This window comes from Pseudomonas sp. HP_12, assembly GCF_055283955.1.
Map to the genome: position 1 here is coordinate 57,211 of NZ_JBTOQG010000013.1, position 20,221 is coordinate 77,431.

Consider the following 20,221-nt stretch of genomic DNA (forward strand, 5'->3'; position numbering starts at 1 on the left):
GGATGCCAAAGGCGTTAAAGGACTATTGGATAGCAGCCGTGATGGTCTGCGTGGGCTTCGATACCCAGGCAGATCCCTTGGCACCGGAACGCTACACGCTGCTCAGCCGCTCCAACCCTGCGCACATGGACGTGACGCTGGAGCGCGCCCAGTGGCAATGGGTGCGCAACAAGCGCGAACTGGTGGTCGGCACCTCCGCGCCGGACTACCCGCCTTTCGACATGACCCTGACCGGGCACGACTACGAAGGCTTTACCGCCGATTACGTCGGCATTCTCGGGCGCGTACTCGACCTGCCGGTCAAGGTCCTGCGTTTCGCCAGCCGCGACGAGGCGGTGCAGGCGCTGAGCAAAGGCGAAATCGACCTGCTGGGCAGCGCCAACGGCTATGAGGCGGCGTCACGCGGGATCGTGCTGTCCACGCCCTACGCCGTTGATCAGCCCGTGCTGGTGACCCGCGCCGGAGAAACCCGGCCCTTGAGCGGCGACCTCAACGGTTTGCGCCTGAGCATGGTTTATCACTACCTGCCACCGGACGAAATCGCCTCGCTGTATCCCAAGGCGCGCCTGCAGACCTTCCCCTCCTTCCAGAGTGCGATCAACGCCGTGGCCTTCAACCAGGCCGACGTGTTTCTGGGGGACACGATTTCCACTCACTACGTGATCAACAAGGGCTATCTGAACAACGTGCAGATGGCCAATTTCGGCAAGCACGAGGCAAACGGTTTCAGCTTCGCGGTGGAGGCGTCCAATCCGGTACTGCTGGACATCGTCAATCGGGTGCTCAAGGGCATTCCGGTGGAAGAGCGCATCGCCATTTCCAAACGCTGGGGCGCCGGCAGCGACCTGATGCTGACCGACCAGAAGCTGCAGCTCAATCAACGGGAAGAACGCTGGATCGCCCAGCACCCGACCGTTCGAGTGGTGTTCAACGAAGCCTACGCGCCGCTGACGTTCTTTGATGCGGCCGGCAATTTCAGCGGCGTCACCGCCGATTTACTCGAACTCATCCGCCTGCGCACCGGGCTCACCTTTAAAGTCAGCCATGCCGCCAGCATGAACGACATGACCAATCAGTTGAGCCAGGGCCAGGCCGACCTGATCGGCGCGATGATCCCCAGCGAAGAGCGCCAGAACCGCTTCAATTTCAGCCGCCCCTACATGGACAACGTGTTCGTGCTGGTCACGCGCAAGGAAACCTCGGCGCCCTCCAATCTCGATCAACTGGACGGCAAGCGGGTGGCGCTGGCCCTCAGCAGCCCGATCCTGCCCTTCCTGCGCGACCACCACCCGGGCATTTATCCGGTGGAGGTCGACAACCCGGCGCAAGCCCTGGACATGCTCGCCCACGGCCGGGCAGAGGGCGCCATCACGTCGCTGTTCAGCGCCAGTTATTTTCTGTCCTCCCGGGCGTTGAACGACACGCTGCAGATGCGCGTGACGGTCGGGCAGGAACCGGCGCGCATTGCCATGGCCACGTCACGCAATGCCACCGAGCTGACCTCGATTCTTGACAAGGCGCTGTCGAGCATCGCCCCGGAAGACCTGGCCGCGATCAACAATCGCTGGCGCACCTATACCCCGCCAAGCAGCGGCGCGTGGCACGACTATGAGCTGTTGATCTATCAAATCATCGGCGGCGCCAGCCTGCTGCTGCTGGGCTCGCTGGCCTGGAATGCCTGGATGCGCCGGCAGATCAAACAGCGCGAGCGAGCCGAGCGAGCGCTCAACGATCAGTTCGAATTCATGAGCGCGCTGGTCAATGGCACGCCTCATCCCATCTACGTCCGCGACCGCGACGGCCTGCTGAAAATGTGCAACGAAAGCTACCTCGCCGCCTTCGCCGCGCGGCGCGAGGAGGTGATCGGCAAAAGCATTCTGGACGGCATATTGAGCGACACTGAGGAGGCCCTGGGCTACGTCGAGGATTACAAGCGTGTCATGGCCGAAAACGAGCCGCTGATTCTGGATCGCTCGCTGCACATCGGCGGCCGCGAGCTGACGATCTACCACTGGATCCTGCCGTTCCGCGATTCCCTCGGCAAAGTGCAAGGCATCATTGGCGGCTGGATCGACATCAGCGAACGGCGGCAATTGATCGAGCAGCTGCAGACGGCCAAGGAGCTGGCGGACGATGCCAACCGCGCCAAAAGCACCTTTCTGGCGACCATGAGCCATGAGATCCGCACGCCCATGAACGCGGTCATCGGCATGCTCGAGCTGGCCCTGAAGCGTGCCGACCATGGCCATCTGGACCGCCCGGCCATTGAAGTGGCCTACAGCTCGGCGAAGGATTTGCTGGAGCTGATCGGCGACATTCTCGACATCGCGCGCATCGAATCCGGCCGATTGAGCCTGAGCCCCGAGCGCGCCAATCTGCGCCAACTGGTCGAATCCGTGGTGCGGGTGTTCGACGGCCTGGCCCGGCAAAAAAGCCTCACGCTGGCCCTGGATCTGGACGCGCGAACCAACACGGACGTGCTGATCGACCCGCTGCGCTTCAAGCAGATCCTTTCCAATCTCATCAGCAACGCCATCAAATTCACCGAAATGGGCCAGGTCAAGATCAGCCTGCAGACCGAAGCCGGCCGCAGCCCGCAGCAAATGCGCGTGCAGGTGGTGATTCACGACAGCGGCATCGGGATCACCGAGCAGGACCAGCAGCGGCTGTTTGCACCCTTCGCCCAAGTCGATCAATCAGGACAGCTGGCGCGCACTGGCGCAGGGCTGGGCCTGGTGATCTGTCGCAGTCTGTGCGAAATGATGGGCGGAAACCTGACGCTGAGCAGCCGTCCCGGGGATGGCACGCGAATCGAGATGACCTTCGAATTCACTACCTTGGAGCCGCTCGATGCGAAAAGCATTGCCCGCGAGGCGGCGCCTCACGCCTCGGGCCAGCTGCACATTCTGATCGTGGACGATCACCCGGCCAACCGCCTGCTGCTGTTCGAGCAACTGTGCTTCCTCGGGCACCGTTGCGACATGGCGCTTCAGGGCGCCGAGGCTCTGGAGCGATGGCGTGGGGAGCGTTTCGATCTGGTGATCGCCGACTGCAACATGCCGGTCATGAACGGCTACGACCTGACGCGGGCCATCCGCCAGCTGGAGCAAACCGAGGCACGTCCGCGCTGCACCGTGCTGGGCTACACCGCCAATGCGCAGCCGGAGGAAAAGCAACGCTGCCGTGATGCCGGCATGGATGACTGCCTGTTCAAACCCATCAGCCTGACCGCGCTGAACGACCGCTTGAGCAAGGTCATGCCGCTGCGAGCTTCGCCTGCGTCGGGCGTGCTGCCCGCCGTGCCCGTTCAGCCGCCCCAGGCGGTGTTCGACCCGCACACCATCGAAGCGCTGACCGGCGGCAGGGCCGACATGAACGAGCGGTTGCTCGCTCAACTCATCGCCAGCATTCGTCAGGACCGCGCCGAGCTGAACGCGACCACGCGCCCGGAGCAGCTGAAAGACATCGGCCACAAGGTGCGCGGCGCCGCGAACATCATTTCCGCGACGGCTGTCATCGTGGGCTGCGAAGCGCTGGAAGCGGCCTGCGAGGCCGAAGCGCCGGCCGCCACTATCGGCGAGCGGCAGTCAGCCCTTTATGAGGCGATGGGCGCGCTGGAGCAGGCGTTGGTGTCTTATCGCGGGAAAGCGCTCGTGCCCCAGGCGGGGCCGCAGACATGATGCTGATGCCGATGACCGCCGCTGATTTTCAGGCATTTGCTGCCCGCTCGGTCGCCGGGTATGCCCGGGATATCGCGCGCACCTACGGATTGTCTGAGGCGCTGGCCTTCGAAAGCGCCAGCGCTGACTTCAACGACCTGTTGGCGGAGGGTCTGGACACCGAGGGGCATTGGTTCTACTGCCTATGCATCCACGAAGGCGTTGAGGTGGGCAGCCTGTGGGTAGGCGTCGTAGAGGACCCGCCGTTGCCGGCCAGGCTGTTCATCTACGACCTGGAGATTCATCAGGCCTTCCGACGTCAGGGCCTGAGCCGGCAGGCACTGAGCGCCGTCGAAGCGTGGGCCGTCGAGCGCGGTATCCGGCGTCTGGAGCTCAACGTATTTGCTGACAACCATGGGGCGCGGAGGCTGTACGAAACGTCGGGGATGGCTGTCTGTGAAATGACCATGGGCAAGGATTTATAGCCGCCGATGTGTGCCCCGTTCAGACCGGCCCGGTAGCAGAATCGACGCTGCCGTAGGGCGCCAGGTGCTCGCTCAGGTATTTCAGCAGAATGCTCACTTTCGGCAGCGCCTCTCGGGTTTTCAGCCAGACCAGATTCATCGGCAGTCCATCGGTGGCAAGCTCCGGCAGCACTTCAACCAGCCGACCTTCGTTGAGGTGGGTTTGCACCAGCCAGGTCGGCAATTGCGCGATGCCATGCCCGGCCAGCGTGGCCGATACTTCGCCCTCCCCGTCGCCGACGGCGATCCGCGGATGAATGACGCGCCGCTCCTGATCCCCCGGCACGCGCCCGCGAAAATACCAGGGCCCGACCTGCCCGTCGGACTGGCCGTAGGCGATGCAATGATGATGCTCAAGATCGGCGTCCGTCTCGGGCCGACCGTGGTCGGCGATGTAACTCGGCGCGGCGCAGAACACCAGTCGCTGAGCGCCGATGAAACGATGCCCCAACCCCGCCGCCCATGCATCGCGCCCGCCAATTCTGACCACGATATCGATGCCTTCATGCACCGGATCGATAAATCGGTCAGAGAACGAAATGTGCGGCTGCAGCAGCGGGTATTCCCTGACAAAGTTGAGGATCAGCGGCAACACATGGAGACGTCCGTAGGAGGCCGGCAAATCGATCCGCACCCGGCCATGGGGCTCATGCCGCTCCGATGCGAGGGCCAGCTCGGCTTCTTCGAGATCAGCCAGCACGCCGCTGCAGGTGGCGTAGAACTTCACGCCGGCTTCGGTGAGGGCCAGGCGGCGCGTGGTGCGATTGAACAGGCGCTGGCCCAATCGCTGCTCCAGGCGGGCGATGCTTTTGCTGACCGCCGATGCCGTCAGGTTCAGCTTCAATGCGGCGTTGGCGAAGCTGCCGAAATCAGCCACGGCCACAAATACGTCAATGCCCTTGAGACGCTCGGATGAGAACACGGCGATTACCATTGCTGAACTGAGTTCGCGATAGTAAGTCATTTATGTCGCGGATGAGAACTCACATCTCCAATAGGCTATGGCAACGTCCATTGGAGCTTCTTCTATGCAACCTTCACATTCCGCAACGGCCTCCGCGCCGGATGCCTCGTCCCGATCAGGGATACAAATCCTGATCATGGCGATCGCTGCATTCATCATCGTCACCACTGAATTCCTCATCGTCGGCCTGCTTCCGGCCATGGCCAAGGACCTGGGCGTGTCAATCGCCGTGGCTGGCCAAGTGGTGACACTGTTCGCCTTTACCGTGATGCTGTGCGGGCCGTTCCTCACGGCCAAACTGGCGGGTGTCGAGCGCAAGAAACTATTCACCATCATCCTGCTGGTGTTCGCCGCTTCCAACGTGCTGGCGGCGCTGTCCACCAATATCTGGGTCATGGCCCTCGCGCGCTTCATTCCGGCGTTGGGCCTGCCTGTGTTCTGGGGCACCGCCAGCGAAACTGCCGGGCAACTGGCAGCACCCGGCAAATCGGGTCAGGCGGTGTCGCGGGTTTACCTGGGCATTTCCGCCGCCCTGGTGTTCGGTGTGCCGTTGGGCACCGTCGCCGCCGACACCCTCGGCTGGCGCGGCAGTTTCTGGGTCCTGGCCGTCATCTCGCTGGTGATCGCCATCCTGATGCAGCTGTGCATGCCGACCTTGCCTTCCTCCCCTGCCAAGCACGGTGAGAAGCAGACCGACATCCTCAAACAGCCACGCTTCCTCGCCCACGTGTTGCTATCGGTGCTCGCGTTCACCGCGATGTTCACGGCTTACACCTACCTGGCCGATATCCTCCAGACCCTGGCCGGCGTTCCGACCAATCAGGTCGGCTGGTGGCTGATGGGCTTCGGCGCGGTCGGCATGATCGGCAACCAATGGGGCGGAAAGTTGGTCGATCGCAGCCCGCTGGGCGCGATGGTGCTGTTCCTGGTGATTCTGAGTATCGGCATGGCCGCCGCCATTCCATTGGCCACGGACCATATCTGGCTGATCGCCGCGCTGGTCTTGTGGGGCGTTGCGTACACCGCACTGTTTCCGGTGTGCCAGGTGCGTGTGATGCAGGCCGGTGCCAAGGCTCAGGCACTGGCGGCGACCATGAACATTTCGGCGGCCAACGCGGGCATTGGCTTGGGTGCGATTTTTGGCGGGCTGGGTATCGGCCATTTCGGACTGGGGTCGCTGGGCTGGATCGCGACCGGGATCGCTGCCCTGGCGATTGTGGTTGCGCTGTTGATGATGCGTGAGCGTTAAGGACTCGGTCTGGCAGCCAAGCGATGTTGGGCTGCTGCCTTGCCAGGCAGAACACGCAGCGTCGGGATGCCGTTTTTTGAGCGCGGCATCCTGAATCTGCCAATGAGAAGAACCGGTCACTCAGGTGACGACGCTTTCCCTTCCCGCGCCGCCAGAATCCGCGGCAGATTGTCTTCGATCCAGGTGGTCAGCCCGTCCATCTGCAGGGCGACCTCCTCCCCCATCGCCGTCAAACGGTATTCGACGTGGGGCGGCACCACCGGCAGCGCTGTGCGGTCAACAAACCCGTCCTGTTCCAGGCTCTGCAGCGTCTGCGACAGCATCTTTTCGCTGACGCCGCCGATTTTGCGCCGCAGTTCGCTGAACCGGTGCATGCCGTCCAGCAACACCACTAGCACCAGCACGCCCCACCGGCTGCACACATGATTGAGGATTTCCCGCGACGGGCAGTCCCGGGCCAGCACCTCTCCGGTACGAATACGCTCGAGCAGTGAGACGGAGCCTACCGAGGGCGAAGCAATATCGTTCATGACACTTACCTTTTCGTACGTACTTACGAAAGGTTAGCACGGTGACTATGCTGATCGCTCAATCAACTTCGTTCGGGAATCATCATGATCGTCATCACCGGTGCATCAGGCCAGCTGGGCCGCCTCGTCATCGCTCAACTGCTCGAAACAGTACCTGCCTCGCAGATCGTTGCGGCGGCCCGTGATCCGGAAAAAGTGGCTGACCTCGCCGCCAGGGGCGTGCAGGTTCGCCAGGCCGATTACGCGCAGCCGACCACCCTGGACCAAGCCTTCGCAGACGCCGAGAAAGTCCTGCTGATCTCATCCAGTGAAGTGGGCCAGCGGGTCGCTCAGCATCAGGCGGTGATCGACGCGGCCAAACGTGCCGGCGTGAAACTGCTGGGTTACACCAGCGTGCTCCACGCCGATACCTCGGCGCTGGGCCTGGCCGAAGAACACAAGCAGACCGAGGTGGCCCTGGCGCAATCAGGCGTTCCGGCGGTGGTGCTGCGCAATGGCTGGTACCACGAAAACTACACGGCCGGCGTTGCCCACGCCGTGAAGAACGGCGCCCATTACGGCAGCGCGGGTGAAGGCCGGATCAGCTCCGCCGCCCGGGCAGACTACGCAGCGGCAGCGGCCGTCGTGCTGACATCCACTGAGGATCAGGCGGGCAAGGTCTACGAGCTGGCCGGCGACGAGTCCTACACGCTGAAGGAATTTGCCGCTCAAATCGCGCAGCAATCCGACAAGCCTGTCGTCTACACCGATCTTTCCGAGGCCGATTACAAGGCTGCGTTGCTGCACGCCGGGCTGCCGGAATTCGTCGCCGAGTTGCTCGCCAACTCCGATGCCGCTGCGGCCAAGGGTGCGCTGTTCGACGACAGTCGCCAGTTGAGCCGCCTGATTGGCCGGCCGACCGCACCGCTGTCGGCGAGCATTGCTGCAGAGCTGCCCCGGTAACCTTCGCTGCCGCCTCGCAGCTGCACGCGGGCGGCGCGCCAGCACGGGCACTGAATGATTTGCGCCCCCCAGGGTCGAAACCAATGACAGCGCACCACGCGCTGGCCAAGGAGTTTCGAATGAACAGCAAATCGCTCATTGCCGGTCTGGCGATTCTGGGTAGCGTTTCCGTTGCAAGTTTCACGGTCCAGGCCGCCAACGCAACGGAGCCGACCATTCAACCTTCCCGAGACAATATGCGGGAGCTCGAAGTCGGCAGCCGTTCGCCGCAGGAATTCCAGCGTCCGGACGCCGCGATCAAGGACTGGAAAGCCAAGGGTCTGGAAGAACCGGCCAAAATGAGCCAGTGGACGCGCATCCACGACAAATACGTCGAAGTGCAAACCACCAACGGCCAGATCACCAAGATTGTCCCGATCGAAAAATAAACCGGGGCACTGACCCAGCGCGTCGGGTCCGTGCGGCGCGCACCAGGTCAAAGAACCTATACGGACGACCAAAGGAATTCCCATGAACATCAAAAAACTGATGGCTTGCGCGGCAGTGGTCACTTGTCTGAGCGGCACCAGCTTCGCGGCGATGGCGCAAACCCCTGCAATCAAAAGCGTGCAGGCGGAACACACCAATGAACAGTACAAGGTCGGCGACACCACCCATGACCTGTACAAAGACGAGCGCGTCGGCGTCAAGGACTGGCAAGGCAAGGGCCTGACCGCGCCCAAGGAAGGCACGCAATGGGTACTGATCAGCGATAAATATGCGCTCATCAACATGGAAGACGGCAAGGTCCTCGACATCGCGCCGGGCAATCTCAAACCGCTGAAAAAGTGATTACCGACGTACCGCCCACTGTGCCTGACCCCCGTCGGGCACTTTCCCGCCTTCCCCCCTTCTCCAAATGCTCGCCACCCATTGCCACGGCTGACAAGAAAGGTTGCACCCTAACGATTGCGCCCTCTACTCTGCGGCTCTTGTCTGTTGCGCCATAGGCCCGGGTTCGATGTCTTCCGTCTTGAATGTCTTGCTGCCCATCTTCGCCCTCATCCTGGTGGGCTACCTCTGTCGCCGCACCAACCGCCTCGGGCCGACCGCCGCCTCTGAAATCAACCGAATGGTGGTCTGGCTGTGTTTGCCGGCACTGCTGTTCACCGCCACTGCCCACGCCACCTGGGCGCAGATCTGGCACCCGGGTTTCGTGCTGACCTTCACCCTGTCGACCCTGGCGATGTTCGTCATTACCCTGCTGCTGCGGCGCCGGAAGGCCGGCCATTTCGCCGATGCCAGCATCGACGCCCTCAGCGCCTCCTACGCCAACACCGGCTACATCGGCATTCCGCTTTGCGTCATGGTGCTGGGGCAGGACGGCCTGGAACCGGCGCTCATCGCCTCGTTGCTGGTGGTCTGCGTAGTGTTCGGCATCGCTCTGGTGTGCATCGAAATCGGGTTGCAAAGCGAGGCCCGGGTGCACCGCATCGTGCTTAAAGTGCTGCTGGCACTGGCGAAAAACCCGCTGGTGGTGTCGCCGATACTGGGCGCCTGCTGGGCGTCGACCGGCGTGGCATTGCCGGGCGCGCTGGATAAATTTCTCAGCCTGCTGGGTGCCGCGACGACGCCCTGTGCGCTGATTTCCCTGGGCCTGTTTCTCGCTCAGAAACAGCAAGGCCCCCGTGAGGGCACGACGCTGCTGGTGCTGATCAAACTGATTGCTCACCCGCTGCTGACCTGGTTTCTGGCCTTTCGGGTCTTTCACCTGCCGCCGCTGTGGGCCAACTCTGCCCTGCTGTTGAGCGCCCTGCCCACCGGCACCGGGCCGTTCATGCTGGCCGAGTACTACAAGCGCGAGGCGTCGGTGGTGTCGAGCACGATTCTGATCTCGACGCTGGGCTCGCTGGTGACGCTGTCGCTGTGCATTTACTACATCAACGGTTGACGGGCACAGGATAGGTGCATCGCAATGAACAAGCTGGATTTGCTGAAAACCTTCGTCAGGGTCGCCGAGCTGTCGAGCTTCACCCACGCCGGCGACGCCTTGGGCCTGCCGCGCTCGACGGTGTCGGAGCATGTGCGCAGCCTCGAAGAACTGCTCGGCGCACGACTGCTCCTGCGCACCACGCGCAAGGTGCAGGTGACCCCCGATGGCCAGGCGCTGTATGAGCGCAGCAAGGATGTGCTCAGTCAGATGGACGAGCTGGAGGGCCTGTTCCGCCAGGACAACTCGGCGCTCAGCGGACGGCTGCGGGTGGACATGCCCACCGCCATTGCCCGGCGCCTGGTTATGCCACGGCTGGGTGAATTCCTTGAGCGGCACCCGCTGATCGAGCTTGAAATCAGCAGCACCGACCGGCGCGTTGATCTGGTCCGCGAGGGCTTTGATTGCGTGCTGCGCATTGGCGCCCTGCCGGACACGCCGCTGATCGCACGCAACGTCGGCCTGTTCGGGATGATCAACTGCGTCAGCGAGAGCTATGCCGAGCGGTTCGGGATTCCGCAGAATCTGGAAGACCTGCAGCAGCATCGGCTCATCAACTACGCACCGGCTTTCGGCGCTGCCGAATCGTTATTCGAGTATTGCCGCGAGGGCAAGGATTTCCATGTGTCGATGCCCTGCAGTGTGACGGTGAACAACATTGAAGCCTACGAGGCGGCGTGTGTCGGCGGGCTGGGGATCATCCAGATTCCGCGCCTGGCTGACGCTTACCAGCAGCAACGCGGCGCCTTGATCGAAATCCTCCCCGAGTACCGGCCAACGGCGATGCCGGTGTCGCTGCTCTACGCCCATCGCCGCCATCTGCCCCAGCGGTGCCGGGTGTTCATGGATTGGCTGGAGCAATTGCTGGGGGAATATGGGGTGATGTCGAAGGGCTCGCGGGGGCGGCTTTAGGAAGCATTGGGCGTCACACCGAGAAATTCGTAGCGCACCTACCGGCCTCTTCCCGGCTAAAGCCGGTCCCACGGGGAACGCGTTGATCCAGCGGACCGGTTGAGCCTCTCCTACCAGCCATCACTTCAACGCCGCGACCACCGCATCGAAGAAGGCCATCGGGTCGATGGGTTCTTTGTCCACCGGCTTGGGCTGCGCGCCGAAGGTGACGATCACCACATTGTTGGCCGGGTTAACGTAAATGTTCTGTCCCTGGATGCCGACTGCGGAATAGGCGCCGTCCTTCACAGAGGGTGCGGTCCAGGCCGTCCACCACATATAACCGTAATCCAGACTCTTGCCGCCCTTGAGGGTGGTCGGCAGCGTCGCCTCCCTGACCCAGCCATCGGGCAGGATCGAAGTGCCGTTGATCTTGCCATCGTTCATGAAGAACAGGCCGAAGCGCCCGTAATCCCGCAGGGTGGCGCTGATGCCGCTGCCGCCGATCTCCATGCCGTCAGGGGAGTCCAGCCACCAGGTCGCGTCGCTTTCCATGCCGAACGGCTGCCAGATTTTCTTCGACAGGTACTCGGCCAGCGGCATCTTCACCGCGCCCCGCACAATCTCGCCAAGGACCTGGGTTTCGCCGGTGCTGTAATTGTTCACCGTGCCGGGTTCCGCTGCGCGCGGCAGGCTCGCCATCAGCGCCATGGCCGAATGGGGCTGCTGGGAAATCTGCGCCTTGAGCAACGCCCGCCGATCCGACGCCGGATCGGTGTAGGTTTCGTTCCACTTCACCCCTGAGGACATCATCAGCACGTTGCGCACGGTCACCCCGTCGTAGGCGCTGCCTTTGAGGGCCGGCACGTAATCGACCACTTGGGCGTCAAGCCCCTTGATCAGGCCATCCTTGATTGCCGCCGCGGTCAGGGTCGAGGTGATGGATTTGGCCATCGACATCGACATCCAGCGGGTTTTCTCGGTGTTGCCGCGCTGATAGGTCTCGAAGACGATCTTGCCGTCCTTGATCACCAGCATCGCGGTAATACTGTCCAGCGCCACGAAGTCGTACAGGTCGTACTTTTTGCCCTCGACGGTGAAGCGCACGTTGGGCAGTTGTCGCTCCGACTTCGGCAGTGCATAGGGATGATCGCCCGCCTGGATGGTGTGGGTGGGAAACAGCCGGCCGATATTGCGATAGGTGCTGACCGCCAGGTCCGGGAGCATGGCGCCGTCGTAGATCTGCTCGACCGTGCCGATGGGTTCCTGGGCGTGGGGGTAGTCGTTTGCACAAGCAGTGGAAACAAATACGGCAGCGAGCAGACCGAGGGACAGGGTCAGCGGCCGGTTGAAAGCGGCAGGACGGGAGACGGTTGAGTGCATGACGTATCCTTTTTTTTGTCGTCGATGGACGCTGAAGTTCCGGCTAAAACCGATCCGACTGAAAGAACGTGCGCGCTTGAACCATAGCCCACTCACCGGTATTGCACCGGGTGAACCGTTCAGTGGTTTCCTACCCTGACGTCTGCGATTGCGCACCTGACCGAATCGAAGGCAAAAAAAACCACCGCACGAAGGCGGTGGTTTTTCAGGCTGGCAGGACGCGTCGAATCAGACTTTGACGATCCAGCCCGCCGGGCCTTCGATGTCGCCGTACTGAATGCCGGTCAGCTCTTTGTACAGGCGCTGGGTCACGGGACCGACGTCGGTTTCGCTATGGAACACGTGCAGCTTGTCTTTGTAGCTGATGCCGCCGATCGGGGTGATCACCGCAGCGGTGCCGCACGCGCCGGCTTCCTTGAACAGGTCGAGCTTGTCGATGAACACCTCGCCTTCGATGACCTTCAGGCCCAGGCGGCTCTGCGCCAGTTCGAGCAATGACAGGCGAGTGATGCCTGGCAGCACGGACGGCGATTTCGGCGTGATGAACTCGTCGTCGTGGGTAATCCCGAAGAAGTTGGCCGAGCCGACCTCTTCGATCTTGCTGTGGGTCAGCGGATCGAGGTAGATGGCGTCGGCGAAGTTGGCTTTCTTGGCTTCACTGCCCGGCATCATGCTCGCGGCATAGTTACCGCCGACTTTCGCAGCGCCGGTGCCTTGTGGCGCGGCGCGGTCGTAGCTGGAGATCACGAAGTTGTGGGGTTTCATGCCGCCCTTGAAGTACGGGCCAACCGGGATGCAGAACACCGAGAAGATGAACTCGGGCGCAGCGCGCACGCCGATGTTGTCGCCGACGCCGATCACGAACGGGCGCAGATACAGCGCACCGCCGGTGCCGTATGGCGGGATGAAACGCTCGTTGGCGCGAACCACTTGCTTGCACGCTTCGATGAACTGCTCGGTCGGCACGTGGGGCATCAGCAGGCGGCTGCAGCTGCGCTGCATGCGCGCGGCATTCTGGTCGGGGCGGAACAGGTTGATCGAGCCGTCCTTGGCGCGATAGGCCTTGAGGCCTTCGAAGCATTGCTGGCCGTAATGCAGCGCGGTCGAGCCTTCGCTGATGTGCAGCACGTTGTCTTCGGTCAGGGTGCCTTGGTCCCACTCGCCATCGCGCCAGTGTGCCAGGTAGCGTTTGTCGGTCTTGATGTAGTCGAAGCCGAGCTTGTCCCAGTTAATGCTTTCGTTACCCATGACACCCTCTATGTCCAGGCCAGCGCGGCCGGAAGTGTCCGGCGTCTGGCGTTTCATCGATAAGGCCCGGAGCAGGACGCGACCCGTTCCGGTGTGTCGCCATATTACTGATTTTTCTCCCTGCAAACCGCCTCGGCGGCCGATGAGCTGAAAAAGATCCGCTGTGGCCCGACCCGAGCCACCTGGTTTGTGCCGTCTGTAGCAAAACCGCCCGGGGACGCGTGCAGTTTCGCCAATGTTGCCTAAGGTGTGTAAATCGTCTGAGACAGGAGCAGCACCCATGGGTATCGATCAGTTGTTCGCCGATTTGAGCAGTCTTCCCAGCATTCCCAAGGTGGCGCAAGACCTGATCAAGCAATTCGACAGCCCGTCGTCGGACCTGGGCAGCATTGCCGGCAACATCGAAAAAGACCCGGTGATCGCGGCGAAAATTCTGCGGCTGGCCAACTCCGCGCGCTTTCGTGGTGCGCGGGAGTCGTCGAGCATCGAGGACGCGGCCATGCGTCTGGGCTTCAACACCCTGCGCACATTGGTGCTGGCCTCCGCAGTCACCGGCGCGTTCAAGGCAGGGCCAAGTTTTGACCTGAAGGGCTTCTGGCTGAAGAGCTTTCAAGTGGCCGGGATCTGCCGCTTGCTGGCGAAACAGTCCGGCGCCGATGCCGAAATCGCCTTCACCTGTGGGGTCATGCATGACATCGGCGAGCTGCTGATCCAGACCGGCGCGCCCGCCGTTGCCGAGCGCATCAACAGCGTGACCAAGACCGGGACAACCGGGCGTGCGGCGATTGAAACCTTGCAATTGGGCTTTGGTTACCCGGAAGTCGGCGCGGAACTGGCCCGGCGCTGGGGATTGCCGGAGGTCATCCAGAACGCCATCGCCTATCAGGCGCGGCCCATGCAGGCGCCGGGAGACGCGACTCAGCCACGGATTGTTGCCCAGGCATTGACCATTTCCGCTGCGCTGGAAAATCACGGCGGCGCCACGGCGCAGGCGAAGCAGGAAGTGGATGGGCCATTGCTGGAGGGGGTTGATCTGGATGCGGTGTTCGCGGCGCTGCCGAAGGTGTTGGAGGACGACAAAGCGTTTGCGGAGTTGTTGAGTTAGGGAAAGCGGTCATGGTCTGAAATGGATGGCGCCTGAACCGGCCCCTTCCCGGCTGAAGCCGGTCCCACTAATGGATCGCGTGCATCCAAAAACCGGCGGTGACCTCGACCGTGGGACCGGCTTTAGCCGGGAAGGCGTCAGGTATCACGCTGCAAAATTGAGGGTGGTGACTGAGGCCTCTTCCCGCCTGAAGCCGGTCCCACTGATGGATCGCGTACATCCAGAAAAACCGGCGGTGACCTCGACTGTGGGACCGGCTTTAGCCGGGAAGGCGTCAGTTGTCACGCTGCAAAATTGAGGGTGCTGACCGAGGCCTCTTCCCGGCTGAAGCCTGTCACACTAGTATCAGCGCACAGCCGCTCTTGAGAACCTGTGCATGCCTGATGTTCCTGACACCCACGTCGACACCCTGCTGCACTGGATGCACGACCGCTCGTTCCTCGTGCTGACCGGCGCCGGGATCAGCACGTCGTCCGGTATTCCGGATTACCGCGACAGCGAGGGCGTGCGGCGGGGTCGGCAGCCGATGATGTTTCAGGAATTCCTCAATGCGCCCGAGGCCCGACGTCGCTACTGGGCACGGGCGATGCTCGGCTGGCCCCGGGTTCGCGCCGCCCAACCCAATCCGGCCCACGAAGCGATTGCCCGTTTGCAGCAGCACGATCTCATCAGCGGGGTGATCACTCAGAACGTCGATACCTTGCACGATCAGGCCGGCAGTCATGACGTCGTGGAATTGCACGGCAGTCTGCACTGGGTGCTGTGCCTGGACTGCCACCACCGCACCGAACGCGACATCATTCAGTTGACCCTGATCGAGCAAAACCCGTACCTGGCGGGCGTCGATGCGGTGCAGGCGCCGGATGGCGACACTTTGCTGGACCCCGCCTTCGAAGAACGCTTCCAGGTGCCGCACTGCCCCCACTGCGGCGGCGAGCGAATGAAGCCGGACGTGGTGTTTTTCGGCGAAAACGTGGCGCCACCCACGGCGGCCAAGGCCATGCATCGGGTGGAAGAAGCCCGGGGACTGCTGGTGGTGGGGTCGTCGCTGATGGCCTTCTCCGCCTTCCGCCTGTGCCGCGCGATCAAGGATCAGGGCAAACCGCTGATCGCCATCAACCTGGGCAAAACCCGGGCGGATGATCTGCTGGATCTCAAGATCGAAGCGTCATGCGAGGTGCTGTTGCCAGCGTTGGCCCAGCGGCTGTTACAGGGTTAGCGGGCAGCACGACATGTGGGAGTGAGCTTGCTCACGAAGACGGCATTTCAGTCGCTGAAGATTTAGCGGCTGGCCCACCCTATATCGTGAGCAAGTCCGCTCCCACCTTGCCCGATCCCTCATCTGATTGCGCGAATCCCCGACAACGCCGCCAGCGCCCTGTCCCACACCTGCCGCGTCCTCACCCACGCCACTTCCTGCCAGTCCGGGTCCGCCGGGTAAAACTGCTCCAGCAGCCCTTCCTTGATCCGTCGACCGGTCTCGTCCAGGGGATCGCCGTGCAGGTGCAGCCAGTGATCATCACGCAAATGCCCATGCACTTCTGCACCCGGGTACGTGCCGCACTCTATTACAAACGGCATCAGGTGCACGCCCGGCAAGGCGTCGAGGAGCATCTGCGAGGTATAGCCGGTCGAGGTCGCCGCGACACCGGTTTCGCTGACCCGATTAGCGCCGGTGATCAGCGTGAACAGCCACGGCCCGAACAACGCTTTCGCATCCTCCAGCGCCGGGTAGGCTGACTCGACGATGCTCATCAGCATCGGATGACCGTAATCCCCCGCGCCGGTGTGCAGGTCGAAGCAGGTCACCACCTCGGCGTCCTGCAGGTATCGCCCGACGATGCTGCGCAGGGTGCGATTGGACCAGCTCGGCCCGCTGCCGCCGAAAAACAGCCCATCGGGGAATGCGTACTGCCCCGCCTCGACCACCGACATCAGCCCTGCCCAACCCCGCGCCTCGATCGACGCCTGAAACAACGCATCAGCCTGATCGCGCTTTGGCCCGCGCAGCTGCTCGCAGGCGTAAATCCCGTGGACGTCGGCGTAGGCGCGGTTGTCCGGCAGCGGCTGATTAAAGTCCAGGTAGTTGCGGTTCTGATCGAGGTTGTCCTCGTTGACCCGGCGCATCCACGCCGTGCCCCAAGGGTTGATCAGGTGAATCATCAGGACCGCAACGCCCTCGGGCAGCGCGCGTGGATCAAAACCCTCGAGCCAGCGGCTCTGGCAGTCGGAACCGTAATAGCCTTCGACGCCATGGGTGCCACTCAGCGCCACCAACACCCGCCGCGCATCCGGATCGCCCAGCCAGGCGACGTCCGTGGCCAGCGGCTCGCCAAAAGGGCCCGACAGCGGGTGGACGTATTCACTCAACCGCGCGCCAGCCGCCGTGGCTGCCGCAATGAAGCGCTCGCGAAGCTGGCGATAACCCGGACGAACTGGGAAAAAGTGGCTCATTGATGCACTCCAGAATCGATGACACCGCGCGTATAGGCCCGGAATAGACAGCCGGAACGCCGCGCAGAAAGGACACTGCGTCAGAAATGTTACAACCGGACACGTTTTGGCACACTTCTTTCTAGTGTTTGTCTTGTGGAACGTCAGTACCACGAAAACGCTTCGCATCCAGCCCCGGCTGCCGCGAGTCTACGCTGCCAAACGGTGCGCACCACGCACCCGTGTGCAGGAACCGGACACTACCCCGTCCGAAACAGTGCAGGACGCCGACCAGAAGTCTGGCGTCCGTCGATAAGGAATTCGATTCGTGCCAGACATGCGCATTTCACACCCGATCCGCCCACGCCGCGCCTTGCCTTCTCCGCTGCTCGCCTCCGTCAGCGAGCCAGCCATCCGCTCCATCTCCCTTCAGCGCTCCGGCTGAAACCCAGCGTCAATTCGCTGCGGTGCCCCACATTTGTTTTGCGTCAATGGCTGTCGCTGTTATAGCGATCCGGCGGCCACTTTTTATTGTTTCTTTTCGGCACAGATGCGCCTGCTCACTTAACGATTTGAATAACGCGCAACAGGGATCGCTGTTGATCCACACACACTAAAAACGATCAGTGATCATTTTCAGGAAGTGTGCGCCACTGTTAAACACCATTCACACCATGACTGACAAGTCACACTTTAAGGACTTATCGCAATGATCACGTAAGCACTCACGCACCAACTTGCACCCACTTAATCACGTTTGGTGCAGCGCACTTCTGATTGAATCGGAACAGGTCACCGTGCAGACACGCGGTGAACCTGAGTGGATAGGTTCGCCCTTTGGTTCAGCAACTTACCCTGCCTCTACAGAGCGAACTGACCCAGACTCGACGAAATTCGCTAAAAAGTTACAGGAATGCGACATCGACCCGCCCCAGCCCGGAAACAGCAGGCTAGAGCCCTGCACTGGCATAGCGGTTGCAATAGCGATGATCGTTACGTAGTCATTCTGAAATAAAGACGTACTTCTTCGTACTCAACAAGAAATCAGGGAACTGCAATGTCGTCTCCATAGCCCACGCTGCAACGGCAGTTATAAGAGTGGTTCTTCAACGACCTGCTCCCCAAACCTCGTGCTTTGCGAAAGCACGGACGTCAACTTCAAACAGGGTGACTTGTTTGAACGGACCCTTATTGCCCTTCAACCACCCGAGGGAGCTTTAATGAATGACGCGGTAAAAACGAAAGCCATACCTGACCCGGCGCCGGACGCACTGTCCATGGCCTGGCCGCGTATTCCTTTCAAGGAAAACACATCGCGTCCGGGTGAACTAAGCCGGACGCACGTGTTGATATTGATTGCCGCCTCGGTCCTTATTCACGGCGCTATCTGGTGGTATATGCAGACCGCAAAAGCCGACGTCCCGGAAGTTGCGCCGCAAGTGCCCGAGATGACCGTGGAATTGACCAGCCCGACACCGCCAACCCCGGAGCCGCCACCACCGCCGCCTCCGCCTGAACCGCCGCCACCGCCCCCGCCGCCCCCTGAACCGGAGCAACCGGTCGAGGACCCCGACGCGATCAAGCCGCCGCCGAAACCGGTGGAGAAGCCTGTCGAGAAGCCGGTGGAAAAACCCAAGGTCGAGAAGCCCAAGCCGGTGAAGAAACCCGAACCGGTGAAAAAGCCGACACCGCCTGCACCTGCTGCCCCTGCTGCGCCGAGCCCGCCTGCGCCCGCCACACCGTCGCCATCCCCCGCGCCGCCAGCGCCTGCTGCGGCCCCGGCGGCACCGGTCAAGGAATCGGCGGCGATTTCCGGGCTCGCCAGCCTGGGCAACCCGCCACCGGAATACCCCGGCGCGGCGCTGCGCAAAGGCATGGAAGGCCGCGTGATCCTGCGCATCAAGGTGCTGCCCAACGGCCGCGCCGGCACGGTCGAGGTGACCAAATCCAGCGGCAAACAGGTGCTGGACGACGCGGCGGTAGAGACGGTGCGCAACTGGAAGTTTATTCCGGCCAAGCGCGGTGACACCCCGATAGAAGGCTTCGCGACGCAAACCATCGACTTCAAGCTGCCCGAATGAACCCGGTCAGCCGATCAACAACAACTCTTTATATAGCGGGTGAGGTGTAACCATGAACGAATCGATCTCTTCGATGATTGTCCCCGGCGTACTCTGGGCGCTGGTGGTGTTTTCGGTGCTGAGCTGGGGACTGCTGCTGATCAAATCCGCACAGTACTTGCGCTTAAAGACCCAAAACAAACAGTTCGCCAAAGCGTTCTGGGCAGCGCCGGATCTGCTCACCGCCGCCGAGCACTCCAGCCAATATCCGGGCTCACTGGCGCGGATCGCCAACAGCGGTTTCGAAGCCATGGCGGTCGACGAAACACCGCGCAACACCCAGCAGCTCGCCCACACCATCAACCGCTCCGACCGTCTGGAACGCAACCTGCGCCAGCAGATCCAGAAAGAACGCCGCGCACTTGAAGCCGGTCAGGCCATCCTCGCCAGTATCGGCAGTACGGCGCCGTTCATCGGCCTGTTCGGTACCGTCTGGGGGATCATGGAAGCGCTGCAAAGCATCGGCGCCAGCGGTTCGGCGAGCCTGGAAACCGTGGCCGGCCCCATCGGTCACGCGCTGATTGCCACCGGGGTCGGCATCGCCGTCGCGGTCCCGGCGGTGCTGATCTACAACTTCTTCCTGCGGCGCCTCAAGCTCGCCGTCGCCGACATGGATGATTTCGCCCACGACTTCGACGCCCTCGCCCAGCGCAGCGCTTTTAGCATCAACCGTCAGGCCATCGCCAGCAAACACAGCCAGGCTGTGCGGGAGGCGAGCTGATGTCGTTCTCCACTCAAGACAGCGATGAGGTGCTCAGCGAAATGAACGTCACGCCGCTGGTGGACGTGATGCTGGTGCTGCTGGTGGTGTTCATCGTGACCGCGCCGCTGATGACCAACGCGATCAAGGTCAACCTGCCGAAAACCGACGCCGTCGCCGCCGCCGACAAGAAAGACCCAGTGGTGGTCAGCGTTGATCAGGACGGCAAGTTCTACCTGGCCAAGGCCGAAGTTGCGCCGGAATCCCTGGAGCTCAGCCTCAAGGACGTCAAGGCCAAGGACCCGGAGGTGCGCGTGCAATTGCAGGCCGACACCAACGTCAACTACGGCCAGGTCGCCAAGGCGATGGCGTCGATCGAGCGCTCGGGCATCACCAAGATTTCAGTGATGACCTCGAAATGATCGGCCCATGACCGGCAGTTGATCTGCGCTTGAAACAGGCGCCGCACCCGCTGCGGCGCTGCTCGCCCTACTCCCGATTCAC

The 20,221-nt window shown here is 62.2% G+C and carries 18 protein-coding genes; 13 read left to right on the plus strand and 5 right to left on the minus strand.

Annotation, left to right across the window (positions count from 1 at the left end):
- The first annotated feature begins 2 nt into the window (after window positions 1-2).
- Window positions 3-3,680 (plus strand): transporter substrate-binding domain-containing protein, encoded by a 3,678-nt coding sequence (locus ACYASU_RS12330; RefSeq protein WP_463582967.1) that lies wholly within the window; start codon window positions 3-5, stop codon window positions 3,678-3,680.
- Window positions 3,677-4,144 carry a GNAT family N-acetyltransferase gene (locus ACYASU_RS12335; protein ID WP_463582968.1) on the plus strand — a complete coding sequence of 156 codons (468 nt, stop codon included), beginning with the start codon at window positions 3,677-3,679 and terminating at the stop codon, window positions 4,142-4,144. Before ACYASU_RS12330 ends, ACYASU_RS12335 begins: the two co-directional genes overlap by 4 nt.
- A gap of 19 nt (window positions 4,145-4,163) precedes the next feature.
- On the opposite strand, the gene ACYASU_RS12340 is transcribed toward ACYASU_RS12335, so the two are convergent.
- Window positions 4,164-5,105: a LysR substrate-binding domain-containing protein gene (locus tag ACYASU_RS12340; RefSeq protein ID WP_463582969.1), complete on the minus strand. Its 942-nt coding sequence runs from the start codon at window positions 5,103-5,105 to the stop codon at window positions 4,164-4,166.
- 106 nt (window positions 5,106-5,211) lie between these two features.
- Between ACYASU_RS12340 and ACYASU_RS12345 the strand changes: the two genes are divergently transcribed.
- Complete coding sequence (locus ACYASU_RS12345; protein ID WP_463582970.1) at window positions 5,212-6,396, plus strand: MFS transporter; 1,185 nt, start codon at window positions 5,212-5,214, stop codon at window positions 6,394-6,396.
- A 116-nt stretch (window positions 6,397-6,512) separates the two neighbouring features.
- On the opposite strand, the gene ACYASU_RS12350 is transcribed toward ACYASU_RS12345, so the two are convergent.
- Window positions 6,513-6,926, minus strand: coding sequence for a winged helix-turn-helix transcriptional regulator (locus tag ACYASU_RS12350; protein WP_463582971.1), 414 nt, complete (start codon window positions 6,924-6,926; stop codon window positions 6,513-6,515).
- Window positions 6,927-7,010: 84 nt separating this feature from the next.
- Here ACYASU_RS12350 and ACYASU_RS12355 point away from each other — a divergent pair, with 84 nt between their 5' ends.
- The 5 genes from ACYASU_RS12355 (at window position 7,011) to ACYASU_RS12375 (ending at window position 10,749) form a co-directional block, all read left to right on the plus strand.
- Window positions 7,011-7,868: an SDR family oxidoreductase gene (locus ACYASU_RS12355; protein WP_463582972.1), complete on the plus strand. Its 858-nt coding sequence runs from the start codon at window positions 7,011-7,013 to the stop codon at window positions 7,866-7,868.
- 119 nt (window positions 7,869-7,987) lie between these two features.
- Window positions 7,988-8,296: an RcnB family protein gene (locus tag ACYASU_RS12360; protein WP_192172021.1), complete on the plus strand. Its 309-nt coding sequence runs from the start codon at window positions 7,988-7,990 to the stop codon at window positions 8,294-8,296.
- Window positions 8,297-8,378: 82 nt separating this feature from the next.
- Complete coding sequence (locus ACYASU_RS12365; RefSeq protein WP_463582973.1) at window positions 8,379-8,699, plus strand: RcnB family protein; 321 nt, start codon at window positions 8,379-8,381, stop codon at window positions 8,697-8,699.
- Window positions 8,700-8,868: 169 nt separating this feature from the next.
- Window positions 8,869-9,798 (plus strand): AEC family transporter, encoded by a 930-nt coding sequence (locus ACYASU_RS12370; RefSeq protein ID WP_463582974.1) that lies wholly within the window; start codon window positions 8,869-8,871, stop codon window positions 9,796-9,798.
- Window positions 9,799-9,822: 24 nt separating this feature from the next.
- Entirely contained in the window at window positions 9,823-10,749 is a 927-nt protein-coding gene (locus ACYASU_RS12375; RefSeq protein WP_463582975.1) for a LysR substrate-binding domain-containing protein, read from the plus strand.
- A gap of 120 nt (window positions 10,750-10,869) precedes the next feature.
- Here the strand turns inward: ACYASU_RS12375 and ACYASU_RS12380 are convergent, their stop codons facing one another.
- Together ACYASU_RS12380 and ACYASU_RS12385 are read right to left on the minus strand one after the other, a co-directional pair.
- Complete coding sequence (locus ACYASU_RS12380; protein ID WP_463582976.1) at window positions 10,870-12,111, minus strand: serine hydrolase domain-containing protein; 1,242 nt, start codon at window positions 12,109-12,111, stop codon at window positions 10,870-10,872.
- A 228-nt stretch (window positions 12,112-12,339) separates the two neighbouring features.
- Complete coding sequence (locus tag ACYASU_RS12385) at window positions 12,340-13,359, minus strand: branched-chain amino acid aminotransferase (RefSeq protein WP_192172026.1); 1,020 nt, start codon at window positions 13,357-13,359, stop codon at window positions 12,340-12,342.
- 280 nt (window positions 13,360-13,639) lie between these two features.
- Between ACYASU_RS12385 and ACYASU_RS12390 the strand changes: the two genes are divergently transcribed.
- Window positions 13,640-14,464 carry an HDOD domain-containing protein gene (locus tag ACYASU_RS12390; RefSeq protein ID WP_442969470.1) on the plus strand — a complete coding sequence of 275 codons (825 nt, stop codon included), beginning with the start codon at window positions 13,640-13,642 and terminating at the stop codon, window positions 14,462-14,464.
- Window positions 14,465-14,840: 376 nt separating this feature from the next.
- Entirely contained in the window at window positions 14,841-15,683 is an 843-nt protein-coding gene (locus ACYASU_RS12395; RefSeq protein ID WP_463582977.1) for an NAD-dependent protein deacetylase, read from the plus strand.
- A gap of 119 nt (window positions 15,684-15,802) precedes the next feature.
- On the opposite strand, the gene ACYASU_RS12400 is transcribed toward ACYASU_RS12395, so the two are convergent.
- Window positions 15,803-16,918, minus strand: coding sequence for a DUF2817 domain-containing protein (locus ACYASU_RS12400; protein WP_463582978.1), 1,116 nt, complete (start codon window positions 16,916-16,918; stop codon window positions 15,803-15,805).
- Window positions 16,919-18,117: 1,199 nt separating this feature from the next.
- Between ACYASU_RS12400 and ACYASU_RS12405 the strand changes: the two genes are divergently transcribed.
- The 3 genes from ACYASU_RS12405 to ACYASU_RS12415 are packed head-to-tail and all read left to right on the plus strand — an operon-like array spanning window position 18,118 to window position 20,139.
- Window positions 18,118-18,978 carry an energy transducer TonB gene (locus ACYASU_RS12405; protein WP_463582979.1) on the plus strand — a complete coding sequence of 287 codons (861 nt, stop codon included), beginning with the start codon at window positions 18,118-18,120 and terminating at the stop codon, window positions 18,976-18,978.
- A gap of 52 nt (window positions 18,979-19,030) precedes the next feature.
- On the plus strand, window positions 19,031-19,738 hold the full coding sequence (locus tag ACYASU_RS12410) for a MotA/TolQ/ExbB proton channel family protein (protein ID WP_172612468.1): 708 nt from the start codon (window positions 19,031-19,033) through the stop codon (window positions 19,736-19,738).
- Window positions 19,738-20,139 (plus strand): ExbD/TolR family protein, encoded by a 402-nt coding sequence (locus ACYASU_RS12415; RefSeq protein ID WP_463582980.1) that lies wholly within the window; start codon window positions 19,738-19,740, stop codon window positions 20,137-20,139. The genes ACYASU_RS12410 and ACYASU_RS12415 overlap by 1 nt, the downstream gene beginning before the upstream one ends.
- The last annotated feature ends 82 nt before the right edge of the window (window positions 20,140-20,221 follow it).

Excerpts from the sequence above, each read along its gene's own strand:
- ACYASU_RS12330 (WP_463582967.1), top strand. The coding sequence starts at position 3 with ATGCCAAAGGCGTTAAAGGACTATTGGATAGCAGCCGTGATGGTCTGC.
- ACYASU_RS12335 (WP_463582968.1), top strand. The coding sequence starts at position 3,677 with ATGATGCTGATGCCGATGACCGCCGCTGATTTTCAGGCATTTGCTGCC.
- ACYASU_RS12345 (WP_463582970.1), top strand. The coding sequence starts at position 5,212 with ATGCAACCTTCACATTCCGCAACGGCCTCCGCGCCGGATGCCTCGTCC.
- ACYASU_RS12350 (WP_463582971.1), bottom strand. The coding sequence starts at position 6,926 with ATGAACGATATTGCTTCGCCCTCGGTAGGCTCCGTCTCACTGCTCGAG.
- ACYASU_RS12355 (WP_463582972.1), top strand. The coding sequence starts at position 7,011 with ATGATCGTCATCACCGGTGCATCAGGCCAGCTGGGCCGCCTCGTCATC.
- ACYASU_RS12360 (WP_192172021.1), top strand. The coding sequence starts at position 7,988 with ATGAACAGCAAATCGCTCATTGCCGGTCTGGCGATTCTGGGTAGCGTT.
- ACYASU_RS12365 (WP_463582973.1), top strand. The coding sequence starts at position 8,379 with ATGAACATCAAAAAACTGATGGCTTGCGCGGCAGTGGTCACTTGTCTG.
- ACYASU_RS12370 (WP_463582974.1), top strand. The coding sequence starts at position 8,869 with ATGTCTTCCGTCTTGAATGTCTTGCTGCCCATCTTCGCCCTCATCCTG.
- ACYASU_RS12375 (WP_463582975.1), top strand. The coding sequence starts at position 9,823 with ATGAACAAGCTGGATTTGCTGAAAACCTTCGTCAGGGTCGCCGAGCTG.
- ACYASU_RS12380 (WP_463582976.1), bottom strand. The coding sequence starts at position 12,111 with ATGCACTCAACCGTCTCCCGTCCTGCCGCTTTCAACCGGCCGCTGACC.
- ACYASU_RS12385 (WP_192172026.1), bottom strand. The coding sequence starts at position 13,359 with ATGGGTAACGAAAGCATTAACTGGGACAAGCTCGGCTTCGACTACATC.
- ACYASU_RS12390 (WP_442969470.1), top strand. The coding sequence starts at position 13,640 with ATGGGTATCGATCAGTTGTTCGCCGATTTGAGCAGTCTTCCCAGCATT.
- ACYASU_RS12395 (WP_463582977.1), top strand. The coding sequence starts at position 14,841 with ATGCCTGATGTTCCTGACACCCACGTCGACACCCTGCTGCACTGGATG.
- ACYASU_RS12400 (WP_463582978.1), bottom strand. The coding sequence starts at position 16,918 with ATGAGCCACTTTTTCCCAGTTCGTCCGGGTTATCGCCAGCTTCGCGAG.
- ACYASU_RS12405 (WP_463582979.1), top strand. The coding sequence starts at position 18,118 with ATGAATGACGCGGTAAAAACGAAAGCCATACCTGACCCGGCGCCGGAC.
- ACYASU_RS12410 (WP_172612468.1), top strand. The coding sequence starts at position 19,031 with ATGAACGAATCGATCTCTTCGATGATTGTCCCCGGCGTACTCTGGGCG.
- ACYASU_RS12415 (WP_463582980.1), top strand. The coding sequence starts at position 19,738 with ATGTCGTTCTCCACTCAAGACAGCGATGAGGTGCTCAGCGAAATGAAC.